At 67.1% G+C, this 25,991-nt stretch carries 27 protein-coding genes and 2 pseudogenes; 12 read left to right on the top strand and 17 right to left on the bottom strand.

What is annotated here, in order from left to right:
* Positions 1 to 44: 44 nt before the first annotated feature.
* The 5 genes and pseudogenes from NRF20_RS00375 to NRF20_RS00395 form a co-directional block, all read right to left on the bottom strand.
* A complete protein-coding gene (locus tag NRF20_RS00375) occupies positions 45 to 809 on the bottom strand; it encodes a DUF899 family protein (protein ID WP_398634926.1) in 765 nt (254 codons plus the stop codon).
* Complete coding sequence (locus NRF20_RS00380; protein ID WP_398634925.1) at positions 806 to 1,114, bottom strand: AAA family ATPase; 309 nt, start codon at positions 1,112 to 1,114, stop codon at positions 806 to 808. Before NRF20_RS00380 ends, NRF20_RS00375 begins: the two co-directional genes overlap by 4 nt.
* 308 nt (positions 1,115 to 1,422) lie before the next feature.
* Positions 1,423 to 1,734 (bottom strand): annotated as a pseudogene (locus tag NRF20_RS00385) (replication-relaxation family protein); the annotation flags it as partial.
* Positions 1,735 to 1,828: 94 nt separating this feature from the next.
* Positions 1,829 to 2,500, bottom strand: coding sequence for an enoyl-CoA hydratase-related protein (locus NRF20_RS00390; RefSeq protein ID WP_413751744.1), 672 nt, complete (start codon positions 2,498 to 2,500; stop codon positions 1,829 to 1,831).
* A 129-nt stretch (positions 2,501 to 2,629) separates the two neighbouring features.
* Complete coding sequence (locus NRF20_RS00395; protein WP_398634923.1) at positions 2,630 to 3,070, bottom strand: 4-oxalocrotonate tautomerase family protein; 441 nt, start codon at positions 3,068 to 3,070, stop codon at positions 2,630 to 2,632.
* A gap of 104 nt (positions 3,071 to 3,174) precedes the next feature.
* On the opposite strand from NRF20_RS00395, the gene NRF20_RS00400 reads away from it, so the two are divergent.
* From NRF20_RS00400 to NRF20_RS00420, 5 genes are all read left to right on the top strand, one after another.
* A complete protein-coding gene (locus NRF20_RS00400) occupies positions 3,175 to 3,759 on the top strand; it encodes a TetR/AcrR family transcriptional regulator (protein ID WP_398635224.1) in 585 nt (194 codons plus the stop codon).
* Positions 3,760 to 4,021: 262 nt separating this feature from the next.
* Complete coding sequence (locus NRF20_RS00405) at positions 4,022 to 5,023, top strand: hypothetical protein (RefSeq protein WP_413751745.1); 1,002 nt, start codon at positions 4,022 to 4,024, stop codon at positions 5,021 to 5,023.
* Positions 5,020 to 5,418 carry a hypothetical protein gene (locus tag NRF20_RS00410; RefSeq protein ID WP_398635222.1) on the top strand — a complete coding sequence of 133 codons (399 nt, stop codon included), beginning with the start codon at positions 5,020 to 5,022 and terminating at the stop codon, positions 5,416 to 5,418. The genes NRF20_RS00405 and NRF20_RS00410 overlap by 4 nt, the downstream gene beginning before the upstream one ends.
* Positions 5,419 to 5,565: 147 nt before the next feature.
* Positions 5,566 to 6,063 carry a hypothetical protein gene (locus tag NRF20_RS00415; protein WP_398635221.1) on the top strand — a complete coding sequence of 166 codons (498 nt, stop codon included), beginning with the start codon at positions 5,566 to 5,568 and terminating at the stop codon, positions 6,061 to 6,063.
* Between the two features lie 442 nt (positions 6,064 to 6,505).
* The gene (locus NRF20_RS00420) at positions 6,506 to 6,781 is read left to right on the top strand and encodes a hypothetical protein (RefSeq protein ID WP_398635220.1); all 276 of its coding nucleotides are present in this window, start codon (positions 6,506 to 6,508) and stop codon (positions 6,779 to 6,781) included.
* Here NRF20_RS00420 and NRF20_RS00425 read toward each other — a convergent pair.
* Complete coding sequence (locus NRF20_RS00425) at positions 6,760 to 6,909, bottom strand: hypothetical protein (RefSeq protein ID WP_398635219.1); 150 nt, start codon at positions 6,907 to 6,909, stop codon at positions 6,760 to 6,762. The two genes, NRF20_RS00420 and NRF20_RS00425, sit on opposite strands and share 22 nt — an antisense overlap.
* A gap of 214 nt (positions 6,910 to 7,123) precedes the next feature.
* Here NRF20_RS00425 and NRF20_RS00430 point away from each other — a divergent pair, with 214 nt between their 5' ends.
* The 4 genes from NRF20_RS00430 to NRF20_RS00445 all read left to right on the top strand — a co-directional run bounded on the left by NRF20_RS00430 (position 7,124) and on the right by NRF20_RS00445 (position 10,376).
* Positions 7,124 to 7,510, top strand: coding sequence for a hypothetical protein (locus tag NRF20_RS00430; protein ID WP_413751746.1), 387 nt, complete (start codon positions 7,124 to 7,126; stop codon positions 7,508 to 7,510).
* Positions 7,511 to 8,393: 883 nt separating this feature from the next.
* Entirely contained in the window at positions 8,394 to 9,251 is an 858-nt protein-coding gene (locus NRF20_RS00435) for a maleylpyruvate isomerase family mycothiol-dependent enzyme (protein ID WP_398635217.1), read from the top strand.
* A gap of 142 nt (positions 9,252 to 9,393) precedes the next feature.
* A complete protein-coding gene (locus NRF20_RS00440; RefSeq protein ID WP_398635216.1) occupies positions 9,394 to 9,912 on the top strand; it encodes a hypothetical protein in 519 nt (172 codons plus the stop codon).
* Positions 9,909 to 10,376 carry a GNAT family N-acetyltransferase gene (locus tag NRF20_RS00445; RefSeq protein WP_398635215.1) on the top strand — a complete coding sequence of 156 codons (468 nt, stop codon included), beginning with the start codon at positions 9,909 to 9,911 and terminating at the stop codon, positions 10,374 to 10,376. The genes NRF20_RS00440 and NRF20_RS00445 overlap by 4 nt, the downstream gene beginning before the upstream one ends.
* A gap of 267 nt (positions 10,377 to 10,643) precedes the next feature.
* Here the strand turns inward: NRF20_RS00445 and NRF20_RS00450 are convergent, their stop codons facing one another.
* The 7 genes from NRF20_RS00450 to NRF20_RS00480 form a co-directional block, all read right to left on the bottom strand.
* Positions 10,644 to 11,312 (bottom strand): group II intron maturase-specific domain-containing protein, encoded by a 669-nt coding sequence (locus NRF20_RS00450; RefSeq protein ID WP_413751747.1) that lies wholly within the window; start codon positions 11,310 to 11,312, stop codon positions 10,644 to 10,646.
* Between the two features lie 115 nt (positions 11,313 to 11,427).
* Positions 11,428 to 12,258, bottom strand: a complete 831-nt coding sequence (locus tag NRF20_RS00455) for a transposase family protein (protein ID WP_413751748.1) — start codon at positions 12,256 to 12,258, stop codon at positions 11,428 to 11,430.
* A 78-nt stretch (positions 12,259 to 12,336) separates the two neighbouring features.
* Positions 12,337 to 12,816, bottom strand: a complete 480-nt coding sequence (locus NRF20_RS00460; RefSeq protein ID WP_413751749.1) for a hypothetical protein — start codon at positions 12,814 to 12,816, stop codon at positions 12,337 to 12,339.
* 103 nt (positions 12,817 to 12,919) lie between these two features.
* Positions 12,920 to 14,650: a recombinase family protein gene (locus tag NRF20_RS00465; protein ID WP_413751750.1), complete on the bottom strand. Its 1,731-nt coding sequence runs from the start codon at positions 14,648 to 14,650 to the stop codon at positions 12,920 to 12,922.
* 132 nt (positions 14,651 to 14,782) lie between these two features.
* Positions 14,783 to 15,130, bottom strand: coding sequence for a hypothetical protein (locus NRF20_RS00470; protein WP_327411920.1), 348 nt, complete (start codon positions 15,128 to 15,130; stop codon positions 14,783 to 14,785).
* 77 nt (positions 15,131 to 15,207) lie between these two features.
* The gene (locus NRF20_RS00475) at positions 15,208 to 15,849 is read right to left on the bottom strand and encodes a reverse transcriptase domain-containing protein (protein ID WP_413751751.1); all 642 of its coding nucleotides are present in this window, start codon (positions 15,847 to 15,849) and stop codon (positions 15,208 to 15,210) included.
* 716 nt (positions 15,850 to 16,565) lie between these two features.
* A complete protein-coding gene (locus NRF20_RS00480; RefSeq protein ID WP_398635402.1) occupies positions 16,566 to 16,709 on the bottom strand; it encodes a hypothetical protein in 144 nt (47 codons plus the stop codon).
* 992 nt (positions 16,710 to 17,701) lie between these two features.
* On the opposite strand from NRF20_RS00480, the gene NRF20_RS00485 reads away from it, so the two are divergent.
* Both NRF20_RS00485 and NRF20_RS00490 read left to right on the top strand, forming a co-directional pair.
* Complete coding sequence (locus NRF20_RS00485) at positions 17,702 to 19,159, top strand: IS701 family transposase (RefSeq protein ID WP_413751752.1); 1,458 nt, start codon at positions 17,702 to 17,704, stop codon at positions 19,157 to 19,159.
* Between the two features lie 111 nt (positions 19,160 to 19,270).
* Positions 19,271 to 20,308: an IS630 family transposase gene (locus NRF20_RS00490; RefSeq protein WP_413751753.1), complete on the top strand. Its 1,038-nt coding sequence runs from the start codon at positions 19,271 to 19,273 to the stop codon at positions 20,306 to 20,308.
* A 35-nt stretch (positions 20,309 to 20,343) separates the two neighbouring features.
* Here NRF20_RS00490 and NRF20_RS00495 read toward each other — a convergent pair whose 3' ends face one another.
* The 4 genes from NRF20_RS00495 to NRF20_RS00510 all read right to left on the bottom strand — a co-directional run bounded on the left by NRF20_RS00495 (position 20,344) and on the right by NRF20_RS00510 (position 24,858).
* Complete coding sequence (locus tag NRF20_RS00495) at positions 20,344 to 20,676, bottom strand: hypothetical protein (RefSeq protein WP_413751754.1); 333 nt, start codon at positions 20,674 to 20,676, stop codon at positions 20,344 to 20,346.
* A 313-nt stretch (positions 20,677 to 20,989) separates the two neighbouring features.
* Positions 20,990 to 21,190: a hypothetical protein gene (locus tag NRF20_RS00500; RefSeq protein WP_398635049.1), complete on the bottom strand. Its 201-nt coding sequence runs from the start codon at positions 21,188 to 21,190 to the stop codon at positions 20,990 to 20,992.
* Positions 21,191 to 22,636: 1,446 nt separating this feature from the next.
* The gene (locus tag NRF20_RS00505; protein WP_413751755.1) at positions 22,637 to 24,256 is read right to left on the bottom strand and encodes a hypothetical protein; all 1,620 of its coding nucleotides are present in this window, start codon (positions 24,254 to 24,256) and stop codon (positions 22,637 to 22,639) included.
* The gene (locus tag NRF20_RS00510; protein WP_398635040.1) at positions 24,250 to 24,858 is read right to left on the bottom strand and encodes a hypothetical protein; all 609 of its coding nucleotides are present in this window, start codon (positions 24,856 to 24,858) and stop codon (positions 24,250 to 24,252) included. The genes NRF20_RS00505 and NRF20_RS00510 overlap by 7 nt, the downstream gene beginning before the upstream one ends.
* A gap of 188 nt (positions 24,859 to 25,046) precedes the next feature.
* Between NRF20_RS00510 and NRF20_RS00515 the strand changes: the two are divergent.
* Positions 25,047 to 25,969 (top strand): annotated as a pseudogene (locus NRF20_RS00515) (DNA-binding protein); the annotation flags it as partial.
* Between the last annotated feature and the right edge of the window lie 22 nt (positions 25,970 to 25,991).

Raw genomic sequence — 25,991 nt, forward strand, 5'->3', positions numbered from 1 at the left:
ACGGTCATCGCCGACCCCTCCGGCCCTGCGTGGCCGCTTGAGCGTCAGGGCCTCGGTGTGAGGTCGTCGGAACGGCCAGCCTCGAGTCGTGACCACTGAGGGATGGGGCGTCCGTTGCTCCGCAGTCGGACGTGATCGGCGGGCGTGCCCTGAACGCGGGGCCAGCCGGAGGGCGAGTCTTCCCACAGCTCCTGACGTCCGTACACGGTGAGGTCCATGAGTGCATAGCTGTAGTCCATGGCCTCTACGCCGCGCAGGGTCGTCCAGTAGGTCTCGAAGATGCGGTCGCCGTCCCGTAGGTAGCACACGAGGTGCATCATGCCGACATGGCGTCCGACCAGAAGCACGTCCTGGGAGGGGACTGCCGAGTACCACGGCACGTCCCAGCCCATGAAGTCGCGGTAGCGGCGGCTTGCCTCGTAGGGGCCCTGGCAGAAGACCGCGTAGGTGATGTCGCGCGAGTGAAGGTAGGACAGCTCCTCAACCTGGGTGGTGACCCACGTGCAGCCTTCGCACTGCTCGGCCGCGGGGTGGCCGTGGTGCCACATGAAGTAGTAGGCGATGAGCTGGCCGCGCCCTTCGAACGCTTCGAGCAGAGTGACCGGCCCGTCGGGCCCCGTCAGCTCGAGATCGGCGGCCACCTCGACCATGGGCAGGCGCCGTCGGGCCGCAGCGATCGCGTCACCTTCCCGGGTGTGCGCCTTCTCCCGCACCCGCAGCTTGTCCAGTTCTGCCTGGAAGGTGGCCCGGTCGGCCACCGCCGGCAACGCCGACGCGCGGTCGGCCGTCCTGTTCTCCTGATCAGTCATGACCTTGTCCTTTCGTCCCTTCGCCGGCCGGCGTCCGCTGCCAAGGCGAACATGACGTCGTCACTTGCTCTGCTCAGCCTGTTTCGCCAGGCATGGTCACCGACTCCGAGCGAGTCGTAGAGGGACTCCAGGATCACATCCTTATCGATCACCGGAAGGCTGAGGCGCCTGGCCAGACTCCGTGCCAGGGTGCTCTTCCCGCTGCCCGGTAGACCTGAGATGACCACGAACGCGACGCTACTCACAGGGGTCAGTATCTCGACGCCATCAAAGGCAGGCCAACTCGGCCGCTCAGTCTCACCCATGCACTGACGTCCATCCCTCCTGAACAATTCCGAGCCCGTCGACCTCCAACTGCTGCCCAAAGTGCCGGACAAACGCTGCTAGTGAAAGCGCGCAGCAAGCAGCTGACCAGCACAGACCCGCACCGACCCTTTAGATGCCGGAGACCATCACCAACACCACACCACCGTTATCAACGAACCCTGAACATCCCCAGGCCAGACACCCCGTCACCACTGCCACAGACACCCAGGAAGCACCCACCCACTTATCAAAAAACCTTCAACACCCCAGCTCAAGCACGCCCACCACACCAACTACGAACCCTGGATCACATGTTCACCCACACCGCGACGGCGATTCCCTTCACGTCGGCGGCCAGCGCCTGGAGGCGGTTGTCGAGCAGGTGCCCCACCTTCCCCGCCAGGACCACGTGCAGCCGCGGGAAGATCTTGGACCGGGTGTAGCGGTGGCGCTGCCAGAACGGGTACGTCCCGCCGATCGTGCCGCGGGCGCCCTCCCAGACCCGGTGCCCGGCGTAGCGCTCGTAGTCCCAGACCTCCTTGGCGAGCCGGGCCTGCGACATGCTGCCGTTGTCGAGCTCGAAGAGGCGGACCTCGCTGGTCCTGGTCGGCAGCGCGAGGACCGCGTCAGCGCACGAAGCGGCAGCGAGATGCGCCCGAGGCGGCGGGGGCCGTTGTCCCCCTGCCCGCCGTCACCTGGCGCACCATCAGTGTCTAGCCGAGGGGGTTGGTCGTGTCCCGCAGGGTGGCCAGGGCCGGGGCGTACATGCGGGCCTTGATGGTGCCGAGGGTGTCGCCCGCCTTGCCGGCGTGTGCCTGGGCGATCTCGATGGCGGTGGTGCGGATGGCGTCCTCGTCGACTGCGCGGTCGACGATGCCGGCGGCCTGCGCGTCGCCCCCGCCGTAGCGGCGGGCGGTGAGCATCGCCTCGTGGGCGGACTGCGGTGCCAGCCGGGACTGGATGAGGGCGGACATGCCCTGGGTGAAGGGGATGTTGATGTCTGCTTCGGGCAGGCACCAGTAGCCGCGATCGGTGCGCATCACGCGGAAGTCGTGTGCCAGGGAGAACATCGCACCGGCCGCGAAGGTGTGCCCCTGCAGGGCTGCCACGGTGATCAGCGGCAGGGACAGCATCCGCGCGAAGAGCTCGTGGACGGAGATGACGTAGTCCTGGTGCTGGTCGGCGTGGGCGAACAGCCAGTCCAGGTCCAGGCCGTTGGAGTAGAACTTCCCCGTGGCGGCGGTCACCAGGGCACGCGGCCCGTTGGCCTTCTCCACCTCGTCCAGCGCGGCGTTGGCAGAGGCGATCCAGTCGGGGTGGAAGCGGTTCTCGCCGTCTCCGAGGTCGAGGACGAAGACGTTGTCCTGGCGGTCAAGCGTGGGCATAGCGGATCCTTCAGAGTGGGCAAGCGGATGGGATCGGTGGGGTGGCAGGTCACGGAGGTGGCGCGTGACCGGGATCGGGCCGGTTACGCAGCGCGCAGACCAGCCGTGAGCCGCCCGGCATGTGTCGGTTCACGCATCGGCCTTCGGCCCCTTCGCGTCCTGGGCGAGAGCGACCAGGTCGGTGAAGCGGATGACGGATCCGCCGGCGCCCCAGCTCCCTTCGGGCTGCTCGTGGATGAGCACCCACACCCGCAGTGCGTCCGCTTCGGAGAGCCCGGCTGCCTTCAGGACCACGGAGGTCGCATCGGCGACCACACCCGCTTTGCGGCGCTCGGACAGAGCGCCCTGCGGAACGGTCACTTCCACCAGGAAGCGTGGAGCGGCGTCCTCGGCGGTGGTCTGCGCGCCTTCGGGCAGCTCGTTCAGATAGCTCCACGCCTGGGCCCTGAAAAACGGCGTGTCCGGCGCCCCTTCCCAACGCAGCAATACGCCGGCCAGGGCGCCCTGGACGCTTTCACGACCTTCTGACGTGAGAGACCCGCGGGGAACGGTGAGCTGGATCATCGGCATGGCAGGCCCTCCCTCGGTGTCGACCATCACGAGATTTATGACAGTCGTTATAGGCGGGGCTCACGCTAGACTATGACGATCGTTATAACCAGAGGGGAGCGCGGATGCCAAAGCCGAGCCCGCAGGCCCGCGACCGGATCGTCGCCGGCGCAGCCGACATGATCAGCAGACGCGGGCTGAACGCCACCAGCATTCGCGACCTGGCCAAGCACGCCAAGGCGCCGCTCGGGTCCACGTACCACTACTTCCCCGACGGCAAGCCGCAACTGGCCACCGAGGCCGTCCGCTACGCGGGCGAGACGGTTGCCCGCGCACTGCGCGAGGAGTTCGAGGCAGGCCCGGTCGCCGGACTGCGCGCCTTCCTCGCCCTGTGGCGCGACATCGTCGTCACCACCGACTTCCGTGCCGGCTGCCCGGTGCTCGCGGTCGCCATCGAGGAGCCCCCGGCCGATGAGGTCCCCGCCGCTCTCGACGCGGCCGCCGAGGTCTTCGACGGCTGGGAAACCCTCCTTGCCGACTCACTGCGCCGGCACGGAGCGGATGCCGGACAGGCCGCTCAACTCGCCACCCTCATCGTCGCGTCGGTCGAGGGCACCATCGCGATGTGCCGCGCCAAACGAAGCGCCCAGCCCTTCGACCACACCGCCGAGCAGCTCCACGCACTCGTCCTCCAGGCGATCGACCGCTGACCCAAGGAACCTGTCCGGACCTGCGAGCCCATCAACAGACTTGGCAAGCGTGCAGGTGAGTCATTCGGTGTAGCGACGGCAGCGCTGAGGCAACGAGAGCGGACGCCGACTGGCTGTCGTCAACGAGCGGCCGCCCCCTGGGGTGCCTACCGTGATGACGGTCGGCGAAGCGTCGCTTGACGGCCCGTAGAGGAGACCCGACGGGAAGGGCGAGTGTTGCCTTCGAGTGCCGGTCGGTTCGGGGGCGAACGGAGAGAGGCCGATGTCGCAGGATACGAACGACGCCCAGGTCCTGGAGTTGGAGGACATTCAGGGCACTGTGCTGCGGCAGCGCCCCACGCCCTTCACCGGCGCCTATTTCCTGCTGCGCGTCGACGAGGCGGCCGACGGCCGCCGGATGCTGCGGCGTCTGGTGCCCCACGTGGCCTCAGCGACCCAGTGGTGGGATCCCCCGGAGAAAGCCTGGCTGAGCGTTGGGCTGAGCCACTCCGGGCTGCGGGCCCTTGGCGTGCCTCAGGCGTCGCTGGACAGTTTCCCCGACGCCTTCCGCGAAGGCATGGCAGCCCGTGCCGAACGGCTCGGAGACACCGGCGACAGCAGCCCCGAGCACTGGGACGCCCCGCTGGGCAGCGCGGACGTCCATGTCGCGGTGTCCGTGTTCGCCCCGGACGCCGCCGCGATGGAGTCCCTGCTGGGCACGGCCCGCGAGGCACTCAGGGACCTGCCGGGGGTGTCGGTGATCTACCGGCTGGACGCCTCGGCGCTGCCGACCAAGCGCACCCACCTGGGCTTCGTGGACGGGATCGGCGAGCCCGACATCGAAGGCGCCGGAGTGGCCAGCATTGCTCAGCGGATGGGCAGCGGTGACTACGGCTACCTGCCGGGCTTCGGCCCCACCATCAAGGCCGGCGAGTTCCTCCTGGGCTACGTCAACCAGACCGGACGGGTCACGCCCATGCCCCAGCCCGACGTCCTGAGCCGCAACGGCACCTACGTGGCCTTCCGCAAACTTCACCTTCGGGTGGCCGAGTACCGCCGCTACCTGAAGGACAACGCCTCCTCACCCGAAGAAGAAGAAGAAGAAGAAGAACTGCTCGCGGCCAAGATGGTCGGCCGCTGGCGCAGCGGGGCACCCCTGGTGCTAGCCCGGACCACGACAACCCGGACATCGCCACCGATCCACACCGCGTCAACGACTTCACCTACCGCGAGCAGGATCCGGCGGGACTGCGCTGCCCACTCGGCTCCCATATCCGGCGGATGAACCCACGCGACGCCCTGGCCGACGCCTTCGTGGACGTGAAACTGCACCGAGCCCTACGCCGCGGCACCCCCTACGGCCCCATGCTCCCCGAAGGACAGTTCGAAGACGACGGCGCCGAGCGCGGCATCGTGTTCATCTTCATGGGAACCGACCTTGTCCGGCAGTTCGAGTTCCTCAAATCCCAGTGGGCCAACGACGGCGACTTCGTCGGACTCGGCACCGAGAAGGACCCGATCGTGGGAAACAACGACGGCACCGGGACATTCACCATCCCGCGGCGGCCCGTGCGCCGCCGGCTTCAGCAGCTACCCCGCTTCGCGATCACCAAGGGTGGCGAGTACCTCTTCCTGCCCGGAATCCGGGCTCTGAACTGGCTCGCCGACCTCGAAGGATGAACCGTTGAGCCCCGTGACCTGCAATCGCGGTGGCCATAGGACCGACGTACGCTCGAAGCACCGGCACGGGGGCACCAGCGGACCGCCGAAACGAATCCGACTGCAGACACGACAAGGCCCACCGGACCTGCAGGAGGGAATACCGTCATGGTCACAGAAGCGGCGCACCGCCATGGACTGAAGGACGGCAGGACGGCAGGACGGCAGGACGGCAGGACGAGCGAGTTCACTCTCTTCTTCAACATCAAACCCGGCCACGCACAAAAGATCCGCGAGTTCTTTGTACAACCCGGGTTCAAGGAGAGGCAAAAGGAGATAGACGAGAGGGTCGGCACACTGCACGACGCACGGTGGGTGCTCTTCGACGACGACACGCGGCTCTTGTTCGCCACGAATTTCGACGGCGACTGGGACGCGTATATCGATGACTTCGCCGCCAAATTCCCGGACCTCTTCGACGCCATACTGCAGCACACAGAAGCCTACCCGGGCATCCACGACCCCAACATCAAGGATTACATCGTCGAGCACCAGGCCACTGCGTGCTCCTACGTCCGGAACCTCCCGGACGCCACGGCGGCAGATATCAAAAAGGCGCTCCGCGTACAAAAGAAATTCCAGAGCCTGCTCGACGAAGCAACCTGACCGGGCCCGAAGATCGCAGCCGGCCGGGGGGTCCTGCGGTCCACGGACAACGGCGCCACCTGGCAGAACATCTCCGGCGACCTGCCCAACCTGGACGTACGCACCTTGGCAGTCGGTCCCGAGGAGCCTGCCCTCTACGCCAGCCTCCACGGCGGCAACGTCTACCGCCTGTCCTTGCCGAGGCCCCGGCATCCGCCGGGCTCTGGCCTTGGTCTATCTGCTGCCGGGCGGATCCCTCGCATAACGGAGCCGGGCCCTTCTGCAGAACCTCGGGCTCGGCGGCCTCCGCACCGGATCGGGGGACCCGGACCATCGCTGGCCGCAGCTGGCCGAGCGCATCAACAACGCGGCCGAGCAGGTCGGCGCCCGGCACGTCGACGCCGTCCTGCTCCAGGAAGCCGCCGACTGGGACAGGCACGGTCACCGGCAACTCGGGCTGGCCATGCGGGACCTGGACCTGGACGCGATGCCGATCCCGCCGTCCCGCTCCGGGATCCCGCCGACGCTCCTCTACCGGCGCGAGACGCTCGGCCGCTGGACGCACTGGAACACCAGGCAACGCCCGGTCGCCCTGGTGGGGCGGCCAGCCGCGCACGATGGTCAGTACCTCGGCGCCACGGATGCACACCACGTCGGCGGTGAGCTGCACGACCTCAGACATGAACTTCCCTTCCAGGTGGAGGCGCACGCCGACCGTCAGCAGGCGTCGGCGCGGTGAGCGGTGATGCGGTACGCGAGCTGCTCGGTCAGGTCGTCGGTGTCAATGTCGTCCAGGTCGTCAATGTCGTCCAGCCTCGCCCCCACCCTCGGCCCCGACGCCGTCGCCCACACCTCCAGCCCCTTCACCCCCCGCCCCGAACCCGGCACCCCCTGACCCCGCCCGCGAGACGGAGCTCACCCGTGGCAGCCGGACGACCCGTGGACTGCGGCACCACCGGCAGGGACGGAAATCAGGTTCACGTCCGGCGGGCCTGCCGCCATGATTGACTCGGCCCTTGCCGCTCCGGCATGAAACTCCCGCCGGAGCCGGTCTGTTACGCACGGAAAGCAACGGGGAAACGTGAAGAACACAGCTCGAATGATGGCCACGGCTCTCGCCGCGGCAGCACTGCTGGGAACGTCCGTCACCGCCGCTCAGGCCCAGACAACCCGCGCCGCCGGCGCATGGCACTGCTCAGGCGTGAAGATCTCGCGGTGCATCCAGAAGGTCGCCGCGGACAAGGTACGGGTCAACTTCGTCAACAAGACGTACAAGGCCGTCAAGGGCACGTTCGGCGTGACGTGCCAGGGAGGCTCCGGCCAGCGCGTCTACGAACTGAAGAAGAACCTCACGGCGCGTGGCGGATACCTCTCCGGCACGATCACCTGCCCCGCCGGGTCCCGCACCACTGCCGTCGGATGGCAGATCACCGCCGACACCTACTACAGCCCGACGATCAGCATCTGACCCTTCGCCGAATGGCGGTGCCGCCCCCAACGTCCGTGCGGCGGCCGCGTCGTGACAGCACCGCAGCCCTCCGCCCCGGGGCTCGCCTCAGGGCGGAGCGGCGCAGCCGATCAACTCACCTCTCGAAGAAAGAGCCCCGCACCGGACCGGACCCTGTTGGTTAATTCCGCCCTGCTGGAGCTATCCGGCGGGGCGGAGTGCTGCGAAGGGTGAGGTGCGGGTCGGTGTGAAGGGGGTGCCGGTGAGCCAGGCGTCCAGGCGGGCGAAGTTCATCGCGGCCGCGGTGAAGGAGTGCTGCAGGGAGGTCTTGGCGCAATACCGGGAAGTTTAGGTTCGCCATTGTGGAGTCTCGAACCTGAGACAGCATCACCTGCCATGAGATAAAGCCCCACGACAGTGATCCCCCACCCAGATCTCTCGCCCTATGACAGTGACAACCCCACCACCGACACCCCACTGACCAGCGCTGAAAGACCACAGGCCCACACCAGCACTACTGACTCTCACTACCACCGACACCAAACCGAGAGATCGCAACCGCCCGGCACTCCCCTCACCCGAGGGCCGACCCCACCACCCGAACCCTACCCGAGCACTGAACAACCCTCACCTGACACGCAACCAGACACCCAACCCGAAATCCATCCGTCGCCACAAAACACGACCCCCGAATTCACCACCCATCAGAAAATGACACACCATACAAATCCCGGAACCCGCAAAACCACCACCCAAAAACACAGACACAACCCCGGAATGACAGCGGCCATCAGGATTTCCCCAAGGTACGGCCGGTTGGCGTGGTTACGCAAGGTAGCTGACGAGAGCCGTCACAATGAGATATTCACTGGCGAAACAGTCATCTGATGGGCAGGCTTGAGCCATGAACGCCCAGCTCGATGACGTACCGAGCCATTCCTGGCTCGGAGCCCCGATCGATGCCCGCTCTCTGTTCGCCCCGGAGCAGGCCGCGCTGATGGCCACGCTGAGCAGCCTGACGCCCGACGACTGGGGCAAGGAAGCGGTGCCGGCCTGGACCGTCCGGGATCTTGCCGCGCACGTCCTGGGCGACTTCTACGGGCGCCTCGCCCGGGATCGCGACGGCCACCAGGACGGCCCCGGCTTCGCGCCGGGTGAGACGCTGGAGGCGTTCATCCACCGCATCAACCAGGAATGGGTCGACGCCTACCGCCGGGTGAGCCCGGCCGCGCTCACCGACACCCTCGACCTGATCGGCGGGCAGGTCACCCGGTTCTTCGAGGCCACCGACCCCGACTCTCCGTCACTTGGGGTGTCCTGGGCCGGGGTCGATCCAGCGCCGATGTGGCTGGACAGCGCCCGCGACTTCACCGAGTTCTGGACCCACCGCCAGCAGATCCGCCACGCCATCGGCCAGGACACCGACCCCGATCCGCGGTTCCTGTCCGTGGTCCTGGACACCTTCATGCGGGCCCTGCCCCACACCCTGCGCGAGGTCACCGCGCCGGTCGGCACGCAGATCCAGATGCGGATCAACGGCCCAGCCGACGGCACCTGGACGGTGACGGCCACCGGGAATCGATGGTCGCTCGCCGAGCCGGACACCGAACGTCCCGCCGCGCTCGTGGGCCTGGACGCGGAAACCGCCTGGCGCCTGTGCACCCGCAGCATCCAGCCGGACACTGCCCTGGCCCGCGCCCACATCGACGGCGACCGTCAACTGGCCGAAGCAGCCTGCCAGATCGTGTCAATCGTGTACTGACGCCAACCGGTTGGGCTCAGTTACATGCAGTGACATCGGCGGCCAGTTGTCTCCCCAGTAACTGGCCGCCACTGGGAAAACTGAACTGGCCTCTAACACAGCTCGGGGATCCGGTCGACAACGAGCACTGCATGATGGACGAATGAGTGATCTCGAGGAACTGCCAGCGGCAGTGGACACGGAAGCACTGCTCACCCTGGCCCAGGGGCACCACGAACGCACCACACGGACTGCAGGCACCCGAGAGGCCAGCGGCCACCTGGTGAAGACCTACTCCCTTCAGGCACCAGGCCGCACTGTGACGGAGCAGGACATCGCCGCCGCCCTGCGGATCACCGCGGCACACCTGGAACTCGGCCGCACCCGCGGGTCACTCGGGCTCGCTGTCCTGATCATGCATGCCGGCGGCGACGGCGACTACGTCCTGGTCCACAGCTGGATCGAGGGGCACATGTCCGACCTGGCCATCTTCACCGGACCGGCCGGGCACCCCGACCAGCTCCGCCCAGGCCGCACCGGCCTTGCCCCCTGCGTCTGGGAAGCCGCCATCCTGGCCCATGAACGCGACGCATTCTCACGACATGTCCTCGACGGCAGCGGCCCGATCACAAACCGCCTGACCGCCTGGGGTGCGGACACCCTGACGGGCAGTGTCCGGTGAAAAGTGCCCCGAACGTGCGGCATGCACGCCCCGACGATCTGCCGCGGATCGCCGAACTGGTTGCCGAGCACGCCGCGTACGAACAAGCCGCGCCACCCGCCTTCGACCTCGCGCAGCGACTCAAAGCCCTGCTCTTCGCCACCCCGACACCACGGCTGCGCTGCCTGGTGGCAGAGCTGCCTGGCGGAGAGGTCGTCGGCTACGCCACCTGCACGCCCGAACTCTCCACCTGGGAAGGCCGCGAATACCTCCACATGGACTGCCTCTTCCTGAGCTCCGACAGCCGGGGCTCAGGCCTCGGCGCACTACTCATGGATGCCGTGACGGCCGAGGCACGCAACCTCGGCCTCACCGAGATCCAGTGGCAGACCCCAGTCTGGAACAAGGGAGCCATCCGCTTCTACGACCGCCTCGGCGCGGATGCCAAGACGAAACTCCGCTACAGCCTCACAGTTCCAAACTGACCTGGCCGGACTCCTGGCACCGGCAGACCGCGAAGCGATCTTCCCCATGACGGGAAGCGACCTTCAAAGCACCCCCCAGAGGCGGCCGCCTACAGTTGAGTGGGACCCGACAGGGCGCGCTCGTTCCACTCAACCGTAGGCACCGCAGGCCGGAGCCCTGCCCTGCCCACAGTTATCTGCCGAGTAGCCGAGGGGATTCTCACCCCTCGGCTCTCACAGAACCGTGCGTAACAGTCGCCCGTTACACGGCTCTTGTCGTTCTGATCGTCAGACCACCACCGCGCTCACCGTCACGGTGAGTCGCCAGTGCGCGAACATGCGGGGGTATCGCCGGGCGATCTCCTGCATCTTTGCGAGGGCCTTTCGTTTGGCCTTGAGCCGCTTGTACTTCTGGCGGATCCAGCGCACCAAGTAGGCGTTGATGCGCATCACGAAGGGATGCAGCTCCCACGGCCGGAAGCGGCCGTAGTAGTTGATCCAGCCCGCCACGACGGGGTTGATCCATCGGGCAAGGTCGTTGAAGGACAGGTCCGAGCGGGTGTGCAGCTGCCATGAGCGCACCTCCCGCCCCATCTTCTTCAGGGCGTCGCTGCTGACGGCCGGGTCGAACGACAGGAACAATCTGCCGTGCCGGGTCCGGTTGCGTCTGGCGCGGAAGGTGTACCCGAGGAACGTGAACGCGGTGTGCTCGAAGGAGCCGTGGCGTCTGCCGTCCTTGCAGTACACGATCCGGGTCTTGGCCGGGTGCAGGTGCAACCCGACCTCAGCCATCCTGTCCGTGAACGCGGTCAGGACCTGGCGGGCCTGGCGCTCAGTGACGCAGTGCACCACTGCGTCGTCCGCATAGCGTTCGAACCAGACGGTCGGGAACTCCCGGGCCATCCAGGTGTCAAACGCGTAGTGCAGGAACAGGTTCGCCAGCACGGGAGAAACCACGCCCCCAACGCAATGAGGAAATTTCATCCTGATTTCGCTGGTCACGGGCCTGGTGTGAGCTTGTAGTGGGGTACTCGTGCTGGCCAGGACATGATCGGCAGAGGGAGATCGTCTGTCACCTCTGCACTTCGCTGTTCGCCAGGACGAGTAGGGCCCGCAGGAGGGTGGTCGCGTGGCGGGTGTTCATACGGACCTTGCTGAGGAATCGCCAGGTCTTCAGGTTTGCGAAGCCGTGCTCGACGGCGGCGCGTTCACGGCTGAGCAGGCGGTTGGCCTCCTTCTCGGCGTCGGTGAGCCGGTGGTTGCGGGTGGCCTTGCGGCCGGTGATGATCACCGGGTTGTCAGGGTCGTCGTCCAGGCCGACGAAGCCGAGGTCGGCCAGGGCCCCGAGTTTGGCCTCGCGGAGATGCTCGGTGAGCTTGCTGTGGCGGGCGGTGGTGATCTCGCTGGACCGCCCGGGCTTGGCCGCGGAGATCCAGATCAGGTTGCCCTTCTCGTCGGTGAGCGCAAGAAACAGCAGGCCATGGGACTTGTGTTTCCCGCTGTAGTTCTTGCGGTTCTCTGTCCCGGTGCGGCGGCGGGTGCGCACGAGAGTGCCGTCCAGCAGGACGACCACCCCGCCATCGTCGGCGATCTTCTTCAGGGCCCGGTCCAGGCGCGGGGCGCGGGCAGAGAGCAGGCCGATCACTTCGATCACCCATCGGCGCACGGTCGAGGCGGAGACGTCGTTGCCGCCGGCCATGTCCAGAAGGCGCTGGTCATGACGGAGAACGGCGAGCACGATGATCGCTTGGGTTCCCGGGGTGACCTTGCGCCAGCGGGTGCCCAGCCTCTTGCGCTGCTTGCGTATCAGGTCGGCGACGAGGTCGATGGTCGACTTCGACACCGGAAGGCGAACCTGGTAGACAGCATCCTGAGAGCCCTCGGCGGGCTGGTTGTTCTTCACAAAACACGCCAACTCCCGCCGGGGGCCCTCGCGTTGTGGCAGGAATCGGCCACTTTGCGGCCGGATGCCGGGCTGGTGTCAGCGCGGTCCGTAGCGGCCTGACGGGGTGCGGTGCAGCCAGCCCCGGTCCGCGAGCCGCCTCAGCTTGCCCCGCATCGCCTCGGTCTGCGCGGGCAGCACGCCCAGCCCCAGCTTCTCGCACACCTCTCGGGTCTTGACCGGCCCGTCGGACGCACCCGCGACCACCTGCACAATCCGCTGATAGTCGGCGGGCAGCACCTCTTCGCTCATCCCCTCGACGCGGTGCGGCACGAGCAGCATCCCGCCGGCTCCCGACGCTTGCGTCGCCGGCGGATCCGGCTCCACCGGATCGGGCTCCACCACCGGATCGTCCCGCCTGCCGCCGTCCGTCGCCTCGGCGTACTGGCCGAACACCACCTCCGCGGCCTCCAGCCGGGCCACCTCGACATCGATCTCGGCGAGCTCCTTACGCAGCCGCTCGGCGCGGTCGGCCAGCAGGACCCGCCGTTCCACCGTCCATGTCAGTACATCCACCATGAACTTCCCCTCCCCGGGCCGGATCTTCCTGCCGGACCCTACGAGGAGACAACCGCCCGTACGGCGACTTCCGCGAACGAGGCCCGTGGCAATCGATCACCTGCTACCGATCATGTTCCAGACCAGCCCGAGTACCCCGCCATCGACTCACGCCAGCCCCGTGACCTGCGAAATCAGGATGGAAATTGATCAATGGGTAACTCGGGCAGGGGTCACCCTCCGTAGCTTCTTGATCTTGATGCTGGTCGTCGGCGGTGTGCTCACGCACGGGTATGCGGTGCCGGATGGTGATCTTCTCGGGGCCGACGAGGACGTCCTTGACGAGGAGCCGCAGGACGCGCTGGCGCTCGGGGACCTCGGCTGTCCCAGCGTTCTCGCGGAGCTGGGCGAGGAACCCTTCGAGGTCGTCAGCGAGCTTGAGGTAGGCGTCGCGGTCGGCGAGCTGGGCTTCCAGCGTGTCGAGTTGGCCGCGCAGGTTGCTCTCCCGGGCCCGCAGGCCGGGCATCCGGGCCCGCAGTTCATCGATGGTGACCAGCTGTTCCTGGAACGCTTCGATCACGCGCGTGATCGCTGCGGTGGCCTTGGCGAGGGCCAGTTCGAGACGGCTGCGCTGGCGGGTGGCGGGGTCGGAGGTGCGGGCAAGGTCCAGGCGCTTGTCGATCTCGGACCGGATCAGGTGCGGGTCGGCGAGCATGCCGATGATGTGGTCCCAGACGACGGTGTCGAGGTAGTCGGCGCGGACGGGCTTGTTGGTGCAGACCCGGCCGCCCGCGTAGCGGTAGTCGTCGGAGCCCAGGCACCGGTAGTAGTAGATCTTCTTGCCGGAGGAAGTAGTGGTCGAGGTGCGGTAGTAGCCGTATCCGCAGCTCACGCAGGCCGACAGCCCCTGAAGCAGAGAGGGGACCTTGCTGTTGCGCGAAGCGAAGCGCTTGTTGTCGGCGAGCCGCTGGGCGGCGCGTTCGAAGGTGGCCGGGGTGACGAGCGCGGGAACGGGGATGGTGATCCACTCCTCGCGGGGGCGGTCGGCGGTCTTGACGGCGCGCGGAGTGCTGCGGCCCTCCAGGCGGGCCCGGCGGTTGAGGCCCGGGGACTCGTGGAGGATCTGGGTCTTGCCGAAGGCTGCCTGCCCTTGGTAGGCGGGGTTTTTGAGCATGCCCCAGACGACGCTGCGGTCCCAGCGGGTCTTGCCGGTGCGGGTGGGAGTACCGCTGTCGGTGAGCCAGCGGGTCAGGTCCGCGATGGAGGCCCCGTCGTCGGTATAGCGGCGGAACAGCTCGACCACCAGCGCCGCCTCGGACTCGACGATCTCGTAGGTGGCCCCGCACTCGGGGGTCTTGCGCAGGTAGCGGTAGCCGAACGGGGCTCCGCCCAGCACGTTCACCGCCCCCGAGCGGGCCCGGTAGGTCTTCCCACGCCGGTAGCGTTCCATCAGCTGGGCCTTCTCGTACTCGGCGAACATGCCCTGGAACTGGACCATCAGCTGGTCCTCGGGGCTGTCGCCGCGTGGGCCGCGGACGAACTCCACCCGGGTGCCGGCCCGGGCGAACTCCTCGACCAGCAGGGCCTGGTAAGCGAACTTGCGGGCGAGGCGGTCAGGCGCGTAGCACAGCACCACATCGACGCCGACCTGGGCGACAAGGTCGCGCAGCCGCTCCAGCGCGGGCCTCACCAGGGTCGCCCCGGAGTGCCCCTCGTCCTCGAACACCCACTCCTCGGGCAGCTCAAGACGCTGTTCGGCGGCGTGCGCGCGCAGGGCCGCGGTCTGCGAGCCGATCGTCTGGTCCTTCTTCTGCCGTGCCGAGGACACCCGGGCGTAGATCGCCACGCTGGTCATCGCTCACTCCTGCCTGCTCCAGGCGATCCGGTATCCGGGATCGCCGCAGCGGAACCAACGCCGCGTAGGCCGCGGACAAGTCCGCCGCCGCATGACGGTCGAAGACCGCCTCCACCTCCACCGGCCGGCCGCTCACCTGCCCGGCCGCCCCTCCGGGGCACCCCGCTCAAGGAACTCGGCCAGGGCCTGGGCCACCACCGCGGAGATCGCCCGGTCGCTCTCGTGGGCACGGGCGCGGATCTGTCCTGCCAGCGATTCCGGCAGCTTGACAGTGAACACCACGCTCGACTCAGGGACTTCGAGATGTCCAGCGGCCATGGCCTGCTCCAGATACCGGCGTGCCTGACGCACCGACACCCCGTACCTACTCGCCAACGTGCGGGCGGCTGCGGCCACGGGCACACCCGCCCCGACCAGATCCGCGGCGGCGTTGACCCGCCGGGCGTACTCGACGCTATCGACACGATCACCACGCACCATGTCACAAACCTACTACCCATTGTGACGCTCCTTACCCTCCGCGCGTGGAAGGAGTTCCAAGCGCCGGTAGCCGAGCGTCACCTCGAAGCAGAAGTTGCCCATTGCGTTGGGGGCGTGACCGGGGCCCCTTGCGGGGTCCCGCGCTCCCGTTCCAGCAGGGTGCCGTCGGGCATCTTGAGCGGGGCGGCAAGCCACCTCCGGACATACAACATCACCCAAACGGCATCGGTGTGCGCCTCCACCGCCTTGACCAGCAGATCCCAGGGCACACTGTCGAAGAACTGGGAGATGTCGAACTCGACCACCCAGTCCCTTTTCCAACAGCGGTCCCGGCACTTCTCCACCGCATCCAAGGCGGACCGTCCGGGCCGGTATCCGAAGCTGTCCGGATGGAAAACAGAATCCACCCGTCGCATCAGATGCCGGGCCACCACGGTCTGCGCCACCCGATCGGCGACAGCGGGAATACCAAGCGTTCTCGTGCCGCGTCCCTGTGGCTTGGGAATGGCCACCGCGCGCACCGGAGGAGGAAAGTACGAGCCCGACGACATCCGGTTCCAGACCTTGTAGAGGTTGTTCCTCAGGCCCTTCTCAAAGTCGGCGATGCTCTGCCCATCCACCCCTGGGGCGCCCTTGTTCGCCCTGACTTCCTCCCACGCTTCTTTGATTTCCCACTTCGAAATCTCAAACGGCTTGGTCTGCGACTTCAACTGGTCCACCGAACTCCTCCCGGACGCACTCCGGTTGATGCGATCAACATAGTCACGAACGACCCGGCCCCTTCGCTCCACCCCCATTACAGAGGCTTCAGCACTACTACGAGCCGGTCCGCCGGCACGCCCCGCTTCGGTACTCGACCCCTCGCAGTGTCCGCTGCTTGGGGCACTCCCTCTCGCCGCCGTTACGCGGCGGGCGGTATCGGGGCTGCCTTCTCCTGTTCCATGCGGAAGCCGCAGACCGGACTCACGTCGCCTACACGCCGGACACCACCTGGCCAATAGACGGGCACCCGCCAGGCTCATCCCGGGGTCTGTCTCACACACCGGTTTTGATGTCGCCTGTCTGTCTTTCGACGCGTCAGCAGCGATTCACTTGCGTTCGTCTTTCCGGTCCCCACCTGACGTCTCTTACGACGCCTTCTCCTCATCGCTCACCACGACGGTCTTCAGCCAACGCAGCATGAGGTGGTTTGAAGCCTCCCCCCGCAGGGCGGCTCCGAAGGGCCACAAAACCTTCATCTTCCGCACAGCACCACTTATGGAAGCTTGCCTACAACCAACTCCATTTCATGTTCAGGACACAAGGGACAGGACACCCTGACTCACACCTTGTCGTCTGCCATCGGGACGTCAGCGGAGTCTGCTGGATGTCAGTGGTTCTGCCATGAGGTGTGTCAGTAGGTGCTGGCGTCGTCGGCGTCGGTGAGGCGGAGGCTTTACCGGACCTCGTCGGCCAGGACGGCGGTGCCGTCGCCGGCGCGGACCATGAGTCCGGCTTCGAGCAGTCCCGCGACGGTGGTCGCGATCGGCTCTTCGGGATCGGTGGAGACGGAGCTCTCGTAGGACGTCTGGAACAGCACGGGCCGCAGGCGCGCTATGCGTCACCTGGCCGTGGCTATACGAGCAGCCCTCACGTTGCGCCGGGCCGCTCGGCGGTGGGCAGGTGGACCCGCCTGTCCCCATCGCACTCGCTCGCGCTGCCCCGGTGCTCCTAACGGGGCCGTACTGGTCGAGCCGAAACACGACGGGCACAGGATGTTCATGTGGTGCCGCGAGGACGGCGTTTGGCTGTACTCCAGCCGGGCCCGGGGCTTGCGCTCCATACGGCCCTCCGTGCGCGCCGCCTCCAGCCACCGCCACACCGTGCGCACGTTCACCCCACCGGCCTGGGCACCCGCACGCACATGCGCCGACGTCAACGCCCCAGCCGCATCGAGCTCCAGCAGCCGCGCAACCAGCACCGGCCTGGACACCCTCAACCCCGACGCGACCTCACCCCACGCACTCGGCTCCCCCACCGAACAACCCTCCGCCGCGGACACCAACCCCCATCACGGTGCCGCCGCCCGGGCACCAAAGGATCAGAAGTACCGTTCCCGAGACAGCGGCACGGGCCGAGGTGTACCGGCCCATGACAGCCACGCCCGCCCCAGGTACCGCCCCGTGTCAGTGACCGCGCTCTACCTCAACACCCAACCAGCGAAACAGCCCCGACCTGACATGCCGTCACTGACACCAACCCACTGACACCAAACCGGCACATCGCACCCGCCGGCCGGTGGATCAGAACACACGAAACTGAGACAGCGCCACCCCATACGCGATAAACCCCTGGGACAGCGATCCCACACCAATCTCTCAGTCTCAGTGCCTGTTTTTGATCCACACATGACAAGTTGATGGGTCTTGGCTGGTTACACCGCCAAACACCAATGGCCTCGCATGTAGATGCTTCTCCCCCACGTGGCCAGGAAATGCGGCGCTGATCGCTAGCGGTGGTTTGTTGACGGCGGGTCAGGGCCGTAGTAGGCCGGTAACAGAGGAACGTCGCCTCGCCGCCTGGGGGCTTGTGATGACTCGCCGTCTGCCGTGTCCGCCCGCTCCGGGCCCGCTGGAAGCCTACGCCGCGCGCTTCGATGACCTGCTCTCGACGTTGGCACAGCGCCGCGGGTTCCGCGAGTACCTCGCGGGACTGCTGCTGCCGCGGGACCGGAACAAGACCCTGACCTGCCTGGCCGGCGCCGAACCCGTCGTCGGGGCCCAGCGCGCCTCGGTACAGCGGCTGCAGTTCTTCCTGTCCGAGTCGTCCTGGGACCACGAGCAGGTCAACGCCCGCCGACTGGAACTGCTGCTGACCGATCCCGCGACCGCCCCGCACCCAGGCGGGGTGCTGGTGATCGACGACTCGGGCGACCGCAAGGACGGCAAGGCGACCGCGCACATCGGCCGCCAGTGGCTGGGCCGGCTGGGCAAGACCGACAACGGCATCGTCACCGTGACTACCTGCTGGGCCGACGAGAACCTCTACTACCCGCTGCACGCCGTGCCCTACAGCCCCGCCCATCACTTCCCCAAGGGCAAGAGCGACCCCGGCTTCCGCACGAAGCTGCAGATCGCCGCAGAACTGGCCCGCACCGCGAAGGCTGCCGGGGTGGCCTTCCGCGCCGTGGCCGCCGACTGCGCCTACGGCGACCAGGACGGCTTCCGCAGACAACTCGCCTCGGCAGGACTGCCGTTCGTCATGGCTCTCAAACCGAGCCACGGTACCTGGGCCTACGGCAAGGATGCCTACACCCCCGTCCATGCCGCCCACGCCTTGACCTGGACGGACCCCGAGCACCCGGGTGACTGGACCTCCGTCGAGCGCACCTTCCGCGACGGACACACCGAGACCTGGTGGGCCGCCGACGCGACCCTTGGCTGGTGGGGACCCGACGGAAACGTCCGTCTCGTCGTGGCCACCACCGACCCGGCCACCCTTCCCCCGCAAGCCACCTGGTACCTGGCCACCGACCTGCCCCGCCCCGGCGGACCCCGCGAGGCCGACAGTTCCGAACCGGCCGCCGACCTGCATGAAGTCGTCCGGATCTACGGCATCCGACACTGGATCGAGCAGAGCTACAAGCAGATCAAGGACGAACTGGGATGGGCCGACTTCCAGGTCCGTTCCGATACCGCCATCCGCCGCCACCAGACCCTGGTGAACTGCGCGTTCTCGTTCTGCTGGGACACCTGGTTCGCTCAACCTCCGGACCGGGAGCCCGCCGTCGTCCCCACGGCCCCGCCGACTGTCACAGCGGTGGGGCCGGCTGAGAGGGGGCCCCAGCAGACCCCACCAGCCCCAACCGGCCAGCTGGCCGCAGGCGATTCGCGCCGTCCGGGCCTGGCTCGACCCCTGGACCACCCTCCAACGCTGCTGGCGAGCGTGGAGCAACGCACCCCCGCCACCCGAACTTCAAGCCCTGATCAACGCCGTCGGCGCAGGCCATCCACTCGATCTCTACTCCCCGGTCTAACAAACCACCGCTAGTGTCTCGTGATCCTGTTGGTGGAACCTGTGGTCGTTCTACTCGTTGAGCCCGGTATGGATCTCTCCTCTGAACAGATGGCTGATCTGCGGGAGTTGGCGAACTCTCGTCACGTGACGGCTGATCTGGCACTGCGTGCGCGGATCGTGCTGTGGTCCGGCAAGGGACGGCGGCGTAAGGAAATCGCCGAGTTGGCCGGGGTGTCGCCGGTGACGGTGGACCGGTGCAAGGCCCGTTATGCCGCCCAGGGGTTGGCCGGCTTGGAGGAGAGACGCCGCGGGGGCGGGCGTGATCAAGTGCCGCCGCAGACGCGGGGCCGCGTAATTGCGCTGACGAAGATGACCCCGCCGGCGGATTCGGGGCTGTCGCACTGGTCCACCCGGACGCTGGCCGATCACATGAAACGACGCGAGGGCATCTCGGTGTCCTGGCACTACGTTGCCCGTGTCTGGCGGGAGGAGAATCTCAAGCCGCACCGGAACGGCACCTTCAAGATTTCGAAGGACCCCGCGTTCGCGGACAAGGTCGCCGATGTCGTCGGCCTCTACCTGGCCCCGCCCGGCGGCGCGGTGGTGCTGTCCATCGACGAGAAGACGCAGATACAGGCGCTGGACCGGACCCAGCCGGTGCTGCCGGTCGCCTTCGGCGCGAGCGAGAAGCGCACCCACGACTACGTGCGGCACGGCACCACCAATCTGTTCGCCGCCCTCAATGTCCATACCGGTGAGGTGACCGGCGAGTGCAAGCCGAGTCGGAACGGGGCGAACTTCCTCGCCTTCTTGAAGAAGGCGACCAAGCCGCACGCCGGCAAAGAGATCCACGTTGTCCTGGACAACCTGTCCACCCACACCACGCCGGAGGTGAAGGCGTGGCTGGAGGAGAACCCGCACATCCACTTCCATTTCACTCCCGTCGGTTCCTCGTGGTTGAACCAGATCGAAATCTGGTTCGGGATCCTTACTCGGCAGTCCATTCGCCGCGGCACGCTCTCCAGCGTCAACGTCCTGGTCAAGCAGATCCGTGACTACATCAACTCCTGGAATGAGCACGCGAGTCCGTTCACCTGGACCACATCCGCCGAGGAGATCCTCGCGAAGGTCCGCTTCGTCCAGACCAACATGAAGAAACTCGTCAATAACAACTCAAACTGACACGATCAGGATCACGAGACACTAGTGCCGCCTGCTCAGCCGGGCACCGTGTATTTCACTCTTTCTAGGAGTGGGGTCAGGTGCTTCGTCAGCCAGTCTGTCCCGATGTGCTCTATCCGGTCGGGGGGTTCGCTCTCGTCTCCGGCCCAGCACGCGTATATGTCGACTTTTCCGTGCGCAAGGGCCTCGGATACCAGCGCTGCGAGGCACTCTCGTGAGTGCTTCTGTGCGAGGAACTCCTCGCGCTCTTCGTCCCGCATCGCATCGATGAGTGTCATTGCGTCGGCCGCGTCAGCGAATCCCTCCCATTCGAACTGGGAGCTGTTGAATCCGCAACCACATCCCTGGTATGAGCCGACGTAGGTCACATGGGGTGAGGTGAAGCGTGCTCGAGCGGGCGCGTCAGCAGCAATCTCGCGAATTTCGCACGAGTAGGTTACGAGGTGGGAATCGGCCGCGCAGGCTCGCGACACGGGTTGTTCGGTTCCGATCCACACCATCAGACACATGTGGCTGAGGCTACGCTCGGCGCGGCGCGATCGCACCCAGGCGCTCTTGATGGGTTAGGCATGACAAGTGGTCGTGTCGGTGTGTTCGGTGCGAGTCTTTGCGCTGGTCGCGGTGTTGGTGGGTCAGGCGGCTTGTGCGAGCTGGGCGGGGCCGGCCGGTAGTGGGGGGAATTCATGCCGGGCGCCGGGCTTCGGGGAGCGGACGGTGTCCCTCGGACCACTCATTGACCCAGCCGCATCCCGAGCACGCGTACCGGCCGTCAAGGCCTGCGATCTGCGTCCCACACTGAGCACACGCTATGTAGGTGATCTCGGGGTGCGGGAGCGGCTTCGGCCTCTCAGGCCGGGCCGGCTGTTCCGGTTCTGAGGTCATCGCCATGGTCGGAGGCTACCGCTGTAGGCGCCGGGATAATCCCCGATGCCCATCCGCACTGGTTGTTGCACGTCCAGGAACCATCGGATCCCTGAGACGCTCCCGCTCCACAGCTGGGACAGTTCATGTTCTCCCCCATCTCGCGCGCCGGACTGTCCATGCATCGTGACGCCGTCCACGGCCCGTGAACAGATGGCCGCGTCGGATTCGCGGCGGTCCGTCACTTTCGGTGACCCGGCCGGGCCGTACCCGCTCCGGCCGGCTCCCCCCGGACCGGACGACACCGTGCTCCTGGCCGACGTCGCCGCCCGTCCCGGCGGCGCGCAGCGGCGTCCTGCGACGCCACAGCCACGGGGCGCTTCGCAGGACGCTTTGCAAGGCGCCTCACCCGAGCCGCCCCGGGCGGGAAACCCGCACGTCAGCAACGCGGTCAAGGGGGCTACGACGCGCCGACTACTTCCTATGAGACCCCTTTCGGACCTCATGGAAGCCGGACCCGTACCGCCGTCCGATGCGGACAACGTCGTGCTCCTGGTCCTCATCGCTGTACGTCATCCCGGTGACGTACAGCACCGGACGGAGACGTACGCGGCCACCGCGGTCACCGCGGCCGGGCCGGACGCACCCGGCCGCGCACGCCCAGCCTCTCCCGCTGGCGGACGAGCGCGAGGCCGGCCGCGAGCACCGCGCCAAGCGTGCTGTCTTCGAGGATGCCCACGAGGGAGATCTCCTGCCGATGATCGTCTGTACGGGCTTCTGCGGGACGATCTCCACCCCGGACGACCCGAGGACCCCGGGGGAGAGATCGTCAGCGAGAGGCACCATCAGGCCCCTTGAGGGGCGATCAGTGCCCCTCGTCAGCCTCACGGCTCATGTCGCGCAGCCGCGAATAATGGAACTGGTGCACGACGGTGATCTTGGAGCAGGGCCCGTTGCGGTTCACCAACCCCCGCCGGCCGGTGGATCAGAACTCACGAAACTGAGACAGCGCCACCCCCTACGCGATAAACGCCTGGGACAGCGATCCCACACCAATCTCTCAGTCTCAAGACAGTGACACTGCGCCCTGAGAACAGGCTTCTACCAGCAACAACACACCAACGCCCAACTGTCTCTCACGCCACTGACCCAAAACCGAAAGATCGCACATCGCTGCATGTGCTCACGTTCATCGACCCCACACCAACGGCAACCGCTGGGCGCAGGTATCCGCAGGTCAGACCCCTTAGTGGACATTGCCACTCCTTCCCCTGACCACATTCTGCCCGCCACCACTGACATCACCCCGCCGCACGATCGCCCGTCTGAATCAAAAGTCGCGACGGGCCCGCGGAGGCCGTTGATCCAACTCTCCGGCATGTCTCCAAGGACCGCTCCTCAAGGCCGTCCTATTGGTGCTCTGGCCGAGACCCGGGTTTTCCGAGCGCGCTGATCAGTAGTTGCTGTTCATCTGTCAGCTATGAATCGCAAGCCGGGGGAGGCCAAAACCTCTGTCCGTCGGTGTCTGGCGGGCAGCTCAACCTGGGTGAGGTGCTTTCGCGTCGTGCTCACGGCCAGCCTCGCGAGGGGGCGTCGATGTGTTGCTTGCATGGCCAGATGCTGTCGGTGCCCACGTCGTACTGGCTGGTCCGGCATGAGCCCTATACGTCGTCGAAGCTGGGCTGACTCCACGGCTGGTCGGGGGGGCGGTCTTTGGGCGCCAAGGAGCTGGGTGATCTTCTCGGCTTCGCCGCTTGAGAGCTCGGAGAGCAGCCGTGTTGTTGTGCCGAGGAGAGCGTCCAGCGGCACCTGGGTCCGTGCGCCGCGGGCGCTGGCGATTCCGGAGCCGAACATGCACTGGAGAGTCTCGCCGGAGGGGATGCGGGCATCTGCCTCGATGACTCCCTCGGCTTGTCCCAGCGCGTCGCTGATGCCGTCGAGTTGGGCGTCGTGGGAGATGTCGTCGCCGGGGCCGCCGTATCCGACGTGGCGGTCTGTTACGACCATGCGAAGAGAGGTCAACGAAATGCCGTAGCGGTCGGCCCTGTTCCTCACCTCGTCGAGGCGGGGCAGATCGTGTTCCTGTCCGGACGGAAGCTGGCGCCGGGACTGGGCAACCAGCACATGGAAACGCGGGGTCTGCAGGATCAGCTGGCCGGCCTTCACCACCCAGCGCCACGGGCTGATGTCCGCGTCTGCCGCGCCGGGCACAATCATGCAGACGCGGCTGGTCCAGAGCCGGATCGCCTCACGCATCAGGTGCTGCAGATTGCCGGTGCTGGCGGCCGGGGTGCGCAGCAGGACAGAAAGGCTGATCATGCGGACGACCCGGTTCCAGAACGCGGTGTCGGCGATGTCGTCGGATTCCAGTAGGTACACCAGGGCCGTCTCGTCGAGATGGCCGATGCCGCGCTGGGGCGCGGGGAAGCTGGCGAGCGTGGACCCGCCTCCTTGCCAGAGCGCGGCAAGGAAGGCTGACATCCGGTCGGCGACGTCGGTGGTCATCTGCGCGGCGAGGGCGTTGACGGCATCGCGGGTGGGAACGCGTTCTCCCGCGCGGGCGGCCTCCGCCCCCTGAACGACCGTACTTAAGAACTCCTCGGTCGCCGCTTTGTCGAGGGTGCCGCGGCCGCCTTCGAGGACGGAGCGGGACACCAGATGAGGGATGCCGGGAGAATCATCGGCCGGCTGGAGCGCTCCGAGCGCGGAAGCGTCAAGGAGGAGCGCGGTGCTGCTGCCGGGCGCAGTGAGGAGATCTCCTCGTTGATGGACGGAAGGCAGTTGGCCGAGAGCCAGAAGCACCGGCCGGTCCGCACGGGGAAGGCGTTGCAGGTCGTCCTCGAGCTCGCGCTGGTCCGATGTGGTGCGCAGATAGATGAAGCGGCGCGGTGTGCGGGGTCGGCCGGGCCATTCCAAGACCATGTCGGGGACATGTGTGTGGTTGAAGAACTCGGTCTTGGTGACGGTGGCACCGGGGTCCATGCGGCGCAGGTGTCGGGCGACGATGTCTTTGACCCGGGTGAACATCATCCGGTCGTCGGGCTCGTCCATGGCCTGGGAGATCGACTGTTCGACGATGTTCACCACGAGCCCTCTCTGCGGGTGAGTTCGGCGGCGACGATGGCTGCCCAGTCCTTGAGCGGCAGGAGGGTTTCCTGCTTGTCCGAGAGCACGATCAGCCACAGGCGTTCGGCGACCGACTGGGCGAGTTCAGCGTCCAGGAGCTTTCGGGCTTCTTCGGTGTCGCTGGTGCCGAAAACGCGGCTGCTGTGCTGAAGGACTGCGGTCTCCACCTGGCCAGGTGAGTTGAGAACAGACCAGGAGTTCGCCCGGAACGGTGCCCAGGTGATCCACATGAAGTGATCGCTGAGATGGTGCTGGGCCTGGGCGGCGACGTAGCACTTGGCGAGGAACTCGTCGAACTGCGTTCCCTGATCGCTCGGCTGCGCGTAGTTCTTGACCTCTGCGCAGAACATGTCGTTCTGGTAAGGGTCACCGCGCATGGCACCCCCCAGATCGAAGGAGAACGTCCGGCCTCCGTACGGCCACGGCAGAGTCAGCCGGCGGCCGCAGGACTCCGAGTCCGTGTTCGCGTACGCGCCGAAGATGCGCATCGTGCCCTCGAGCCACTGCTTGGCTCTGCGGGCCCCCGAGAAGCCCTTCACCTGAGCATCTTCGCCAACCACCACAGGCATAGCTTAGTGCGATCGGACCATCACGATGCGCTCGAACGGGCCAATCCCCCGCCACACCGACGCCTGCAGGCTCCAGGAAAGGGAGACTCACGGCCTGGGGAAGTAGGCAGACGACGGGCCGAGGACCGGGCGGCTGCTGCGAAAACGCCCGCCCGGATCGGCGAACACGAGACCGTGGTGGAGTGACCCATCATCCCGGCCTCCTGCGGACAGCTCCCCTGCAGGGGGAGACGATCTCGTCGCTGATCTGCCGTATCGCGAGCCGTTACGGGATGGAAGCGAAGGTCTTGCGGTCGTGCTGGCAGTGGCGCAACTACCCGCCGGGGCACGACGGTGGGGGCTCGCGAGCCGACGCCGAGGTGCTGCTGAACGCAGCCGGACGGCAGCTCCTGGCAGGCCTGTGCGGCGTCGAGGAAGACGTACTGGCGCGGGCGTTGCCGTCCTGGGGACAGGAGGATGCCAAGCTGTCGGCCGGAAGGGACGGGGTGCCAGCGGCGGCGTGGCGGACCGGCGGCGCGGTCGCCGGGCCGGTCGCCTTCGGCTGCCGCCTGTGCGCGGCCCGGCGCACAGGGACGGCCGTGCGGGTGGTGCGGTACGCGCCGCGATGGGAGCGGGTGTGTGTGTCCGGCACCGGCGGTGGCTGCTGGACGCGGACGCCGACCAGGTCCTGGAACACCTCGATCTTCGCGGCGTACCGGAGGTGGTCGCGGCGCAGCGACGGTGGGTCAAGGTGGCGCGGCGGGCGGTACGGGCCGGAGTAGAGCCGGAGAGGGTGTTCGCTCTGGCGCACGCGGTGGTGGCCCGGTGGTGGGAGCAGGCCCTGTACTGGGAGCGCGAGGCGGTCTGGCCGCGGCGGCTGCACCAGGTCGCGGGCGGCAACGCCGGGACGGAGCTGGAGCGGTGGCGGATCGTGGGCCGGGACGCGGTCGTCTTCCCCGAGGTGGTGGCTGTCGCCGACGCGCTGCTGGACCCGGCGATGGCCGAGCTGGTGTGGAGAGACAGCGGGGCCGGGCGGCCGCGGCCGTTGCCCGCCGACGGGTCGTTCTGCCACCGGCTGGGCGAGCGGGTCGGGCGGGGGTGGCTGGGGCCGTTGGCCGCGACTGAACCGCCCCGGGTTCGGTAGAGAT

It is taken from the genome of Streptomyces sp. R-74717 (genome assembly GCF_047305335.1).
In the GTDB taxonomy this organism is placed as follows: Bacteria; Actinomycetota; Actinomycetes; order Streptomycetales; family Streptomycetaceae; genus Streptomyces; species Streptomyces atratus.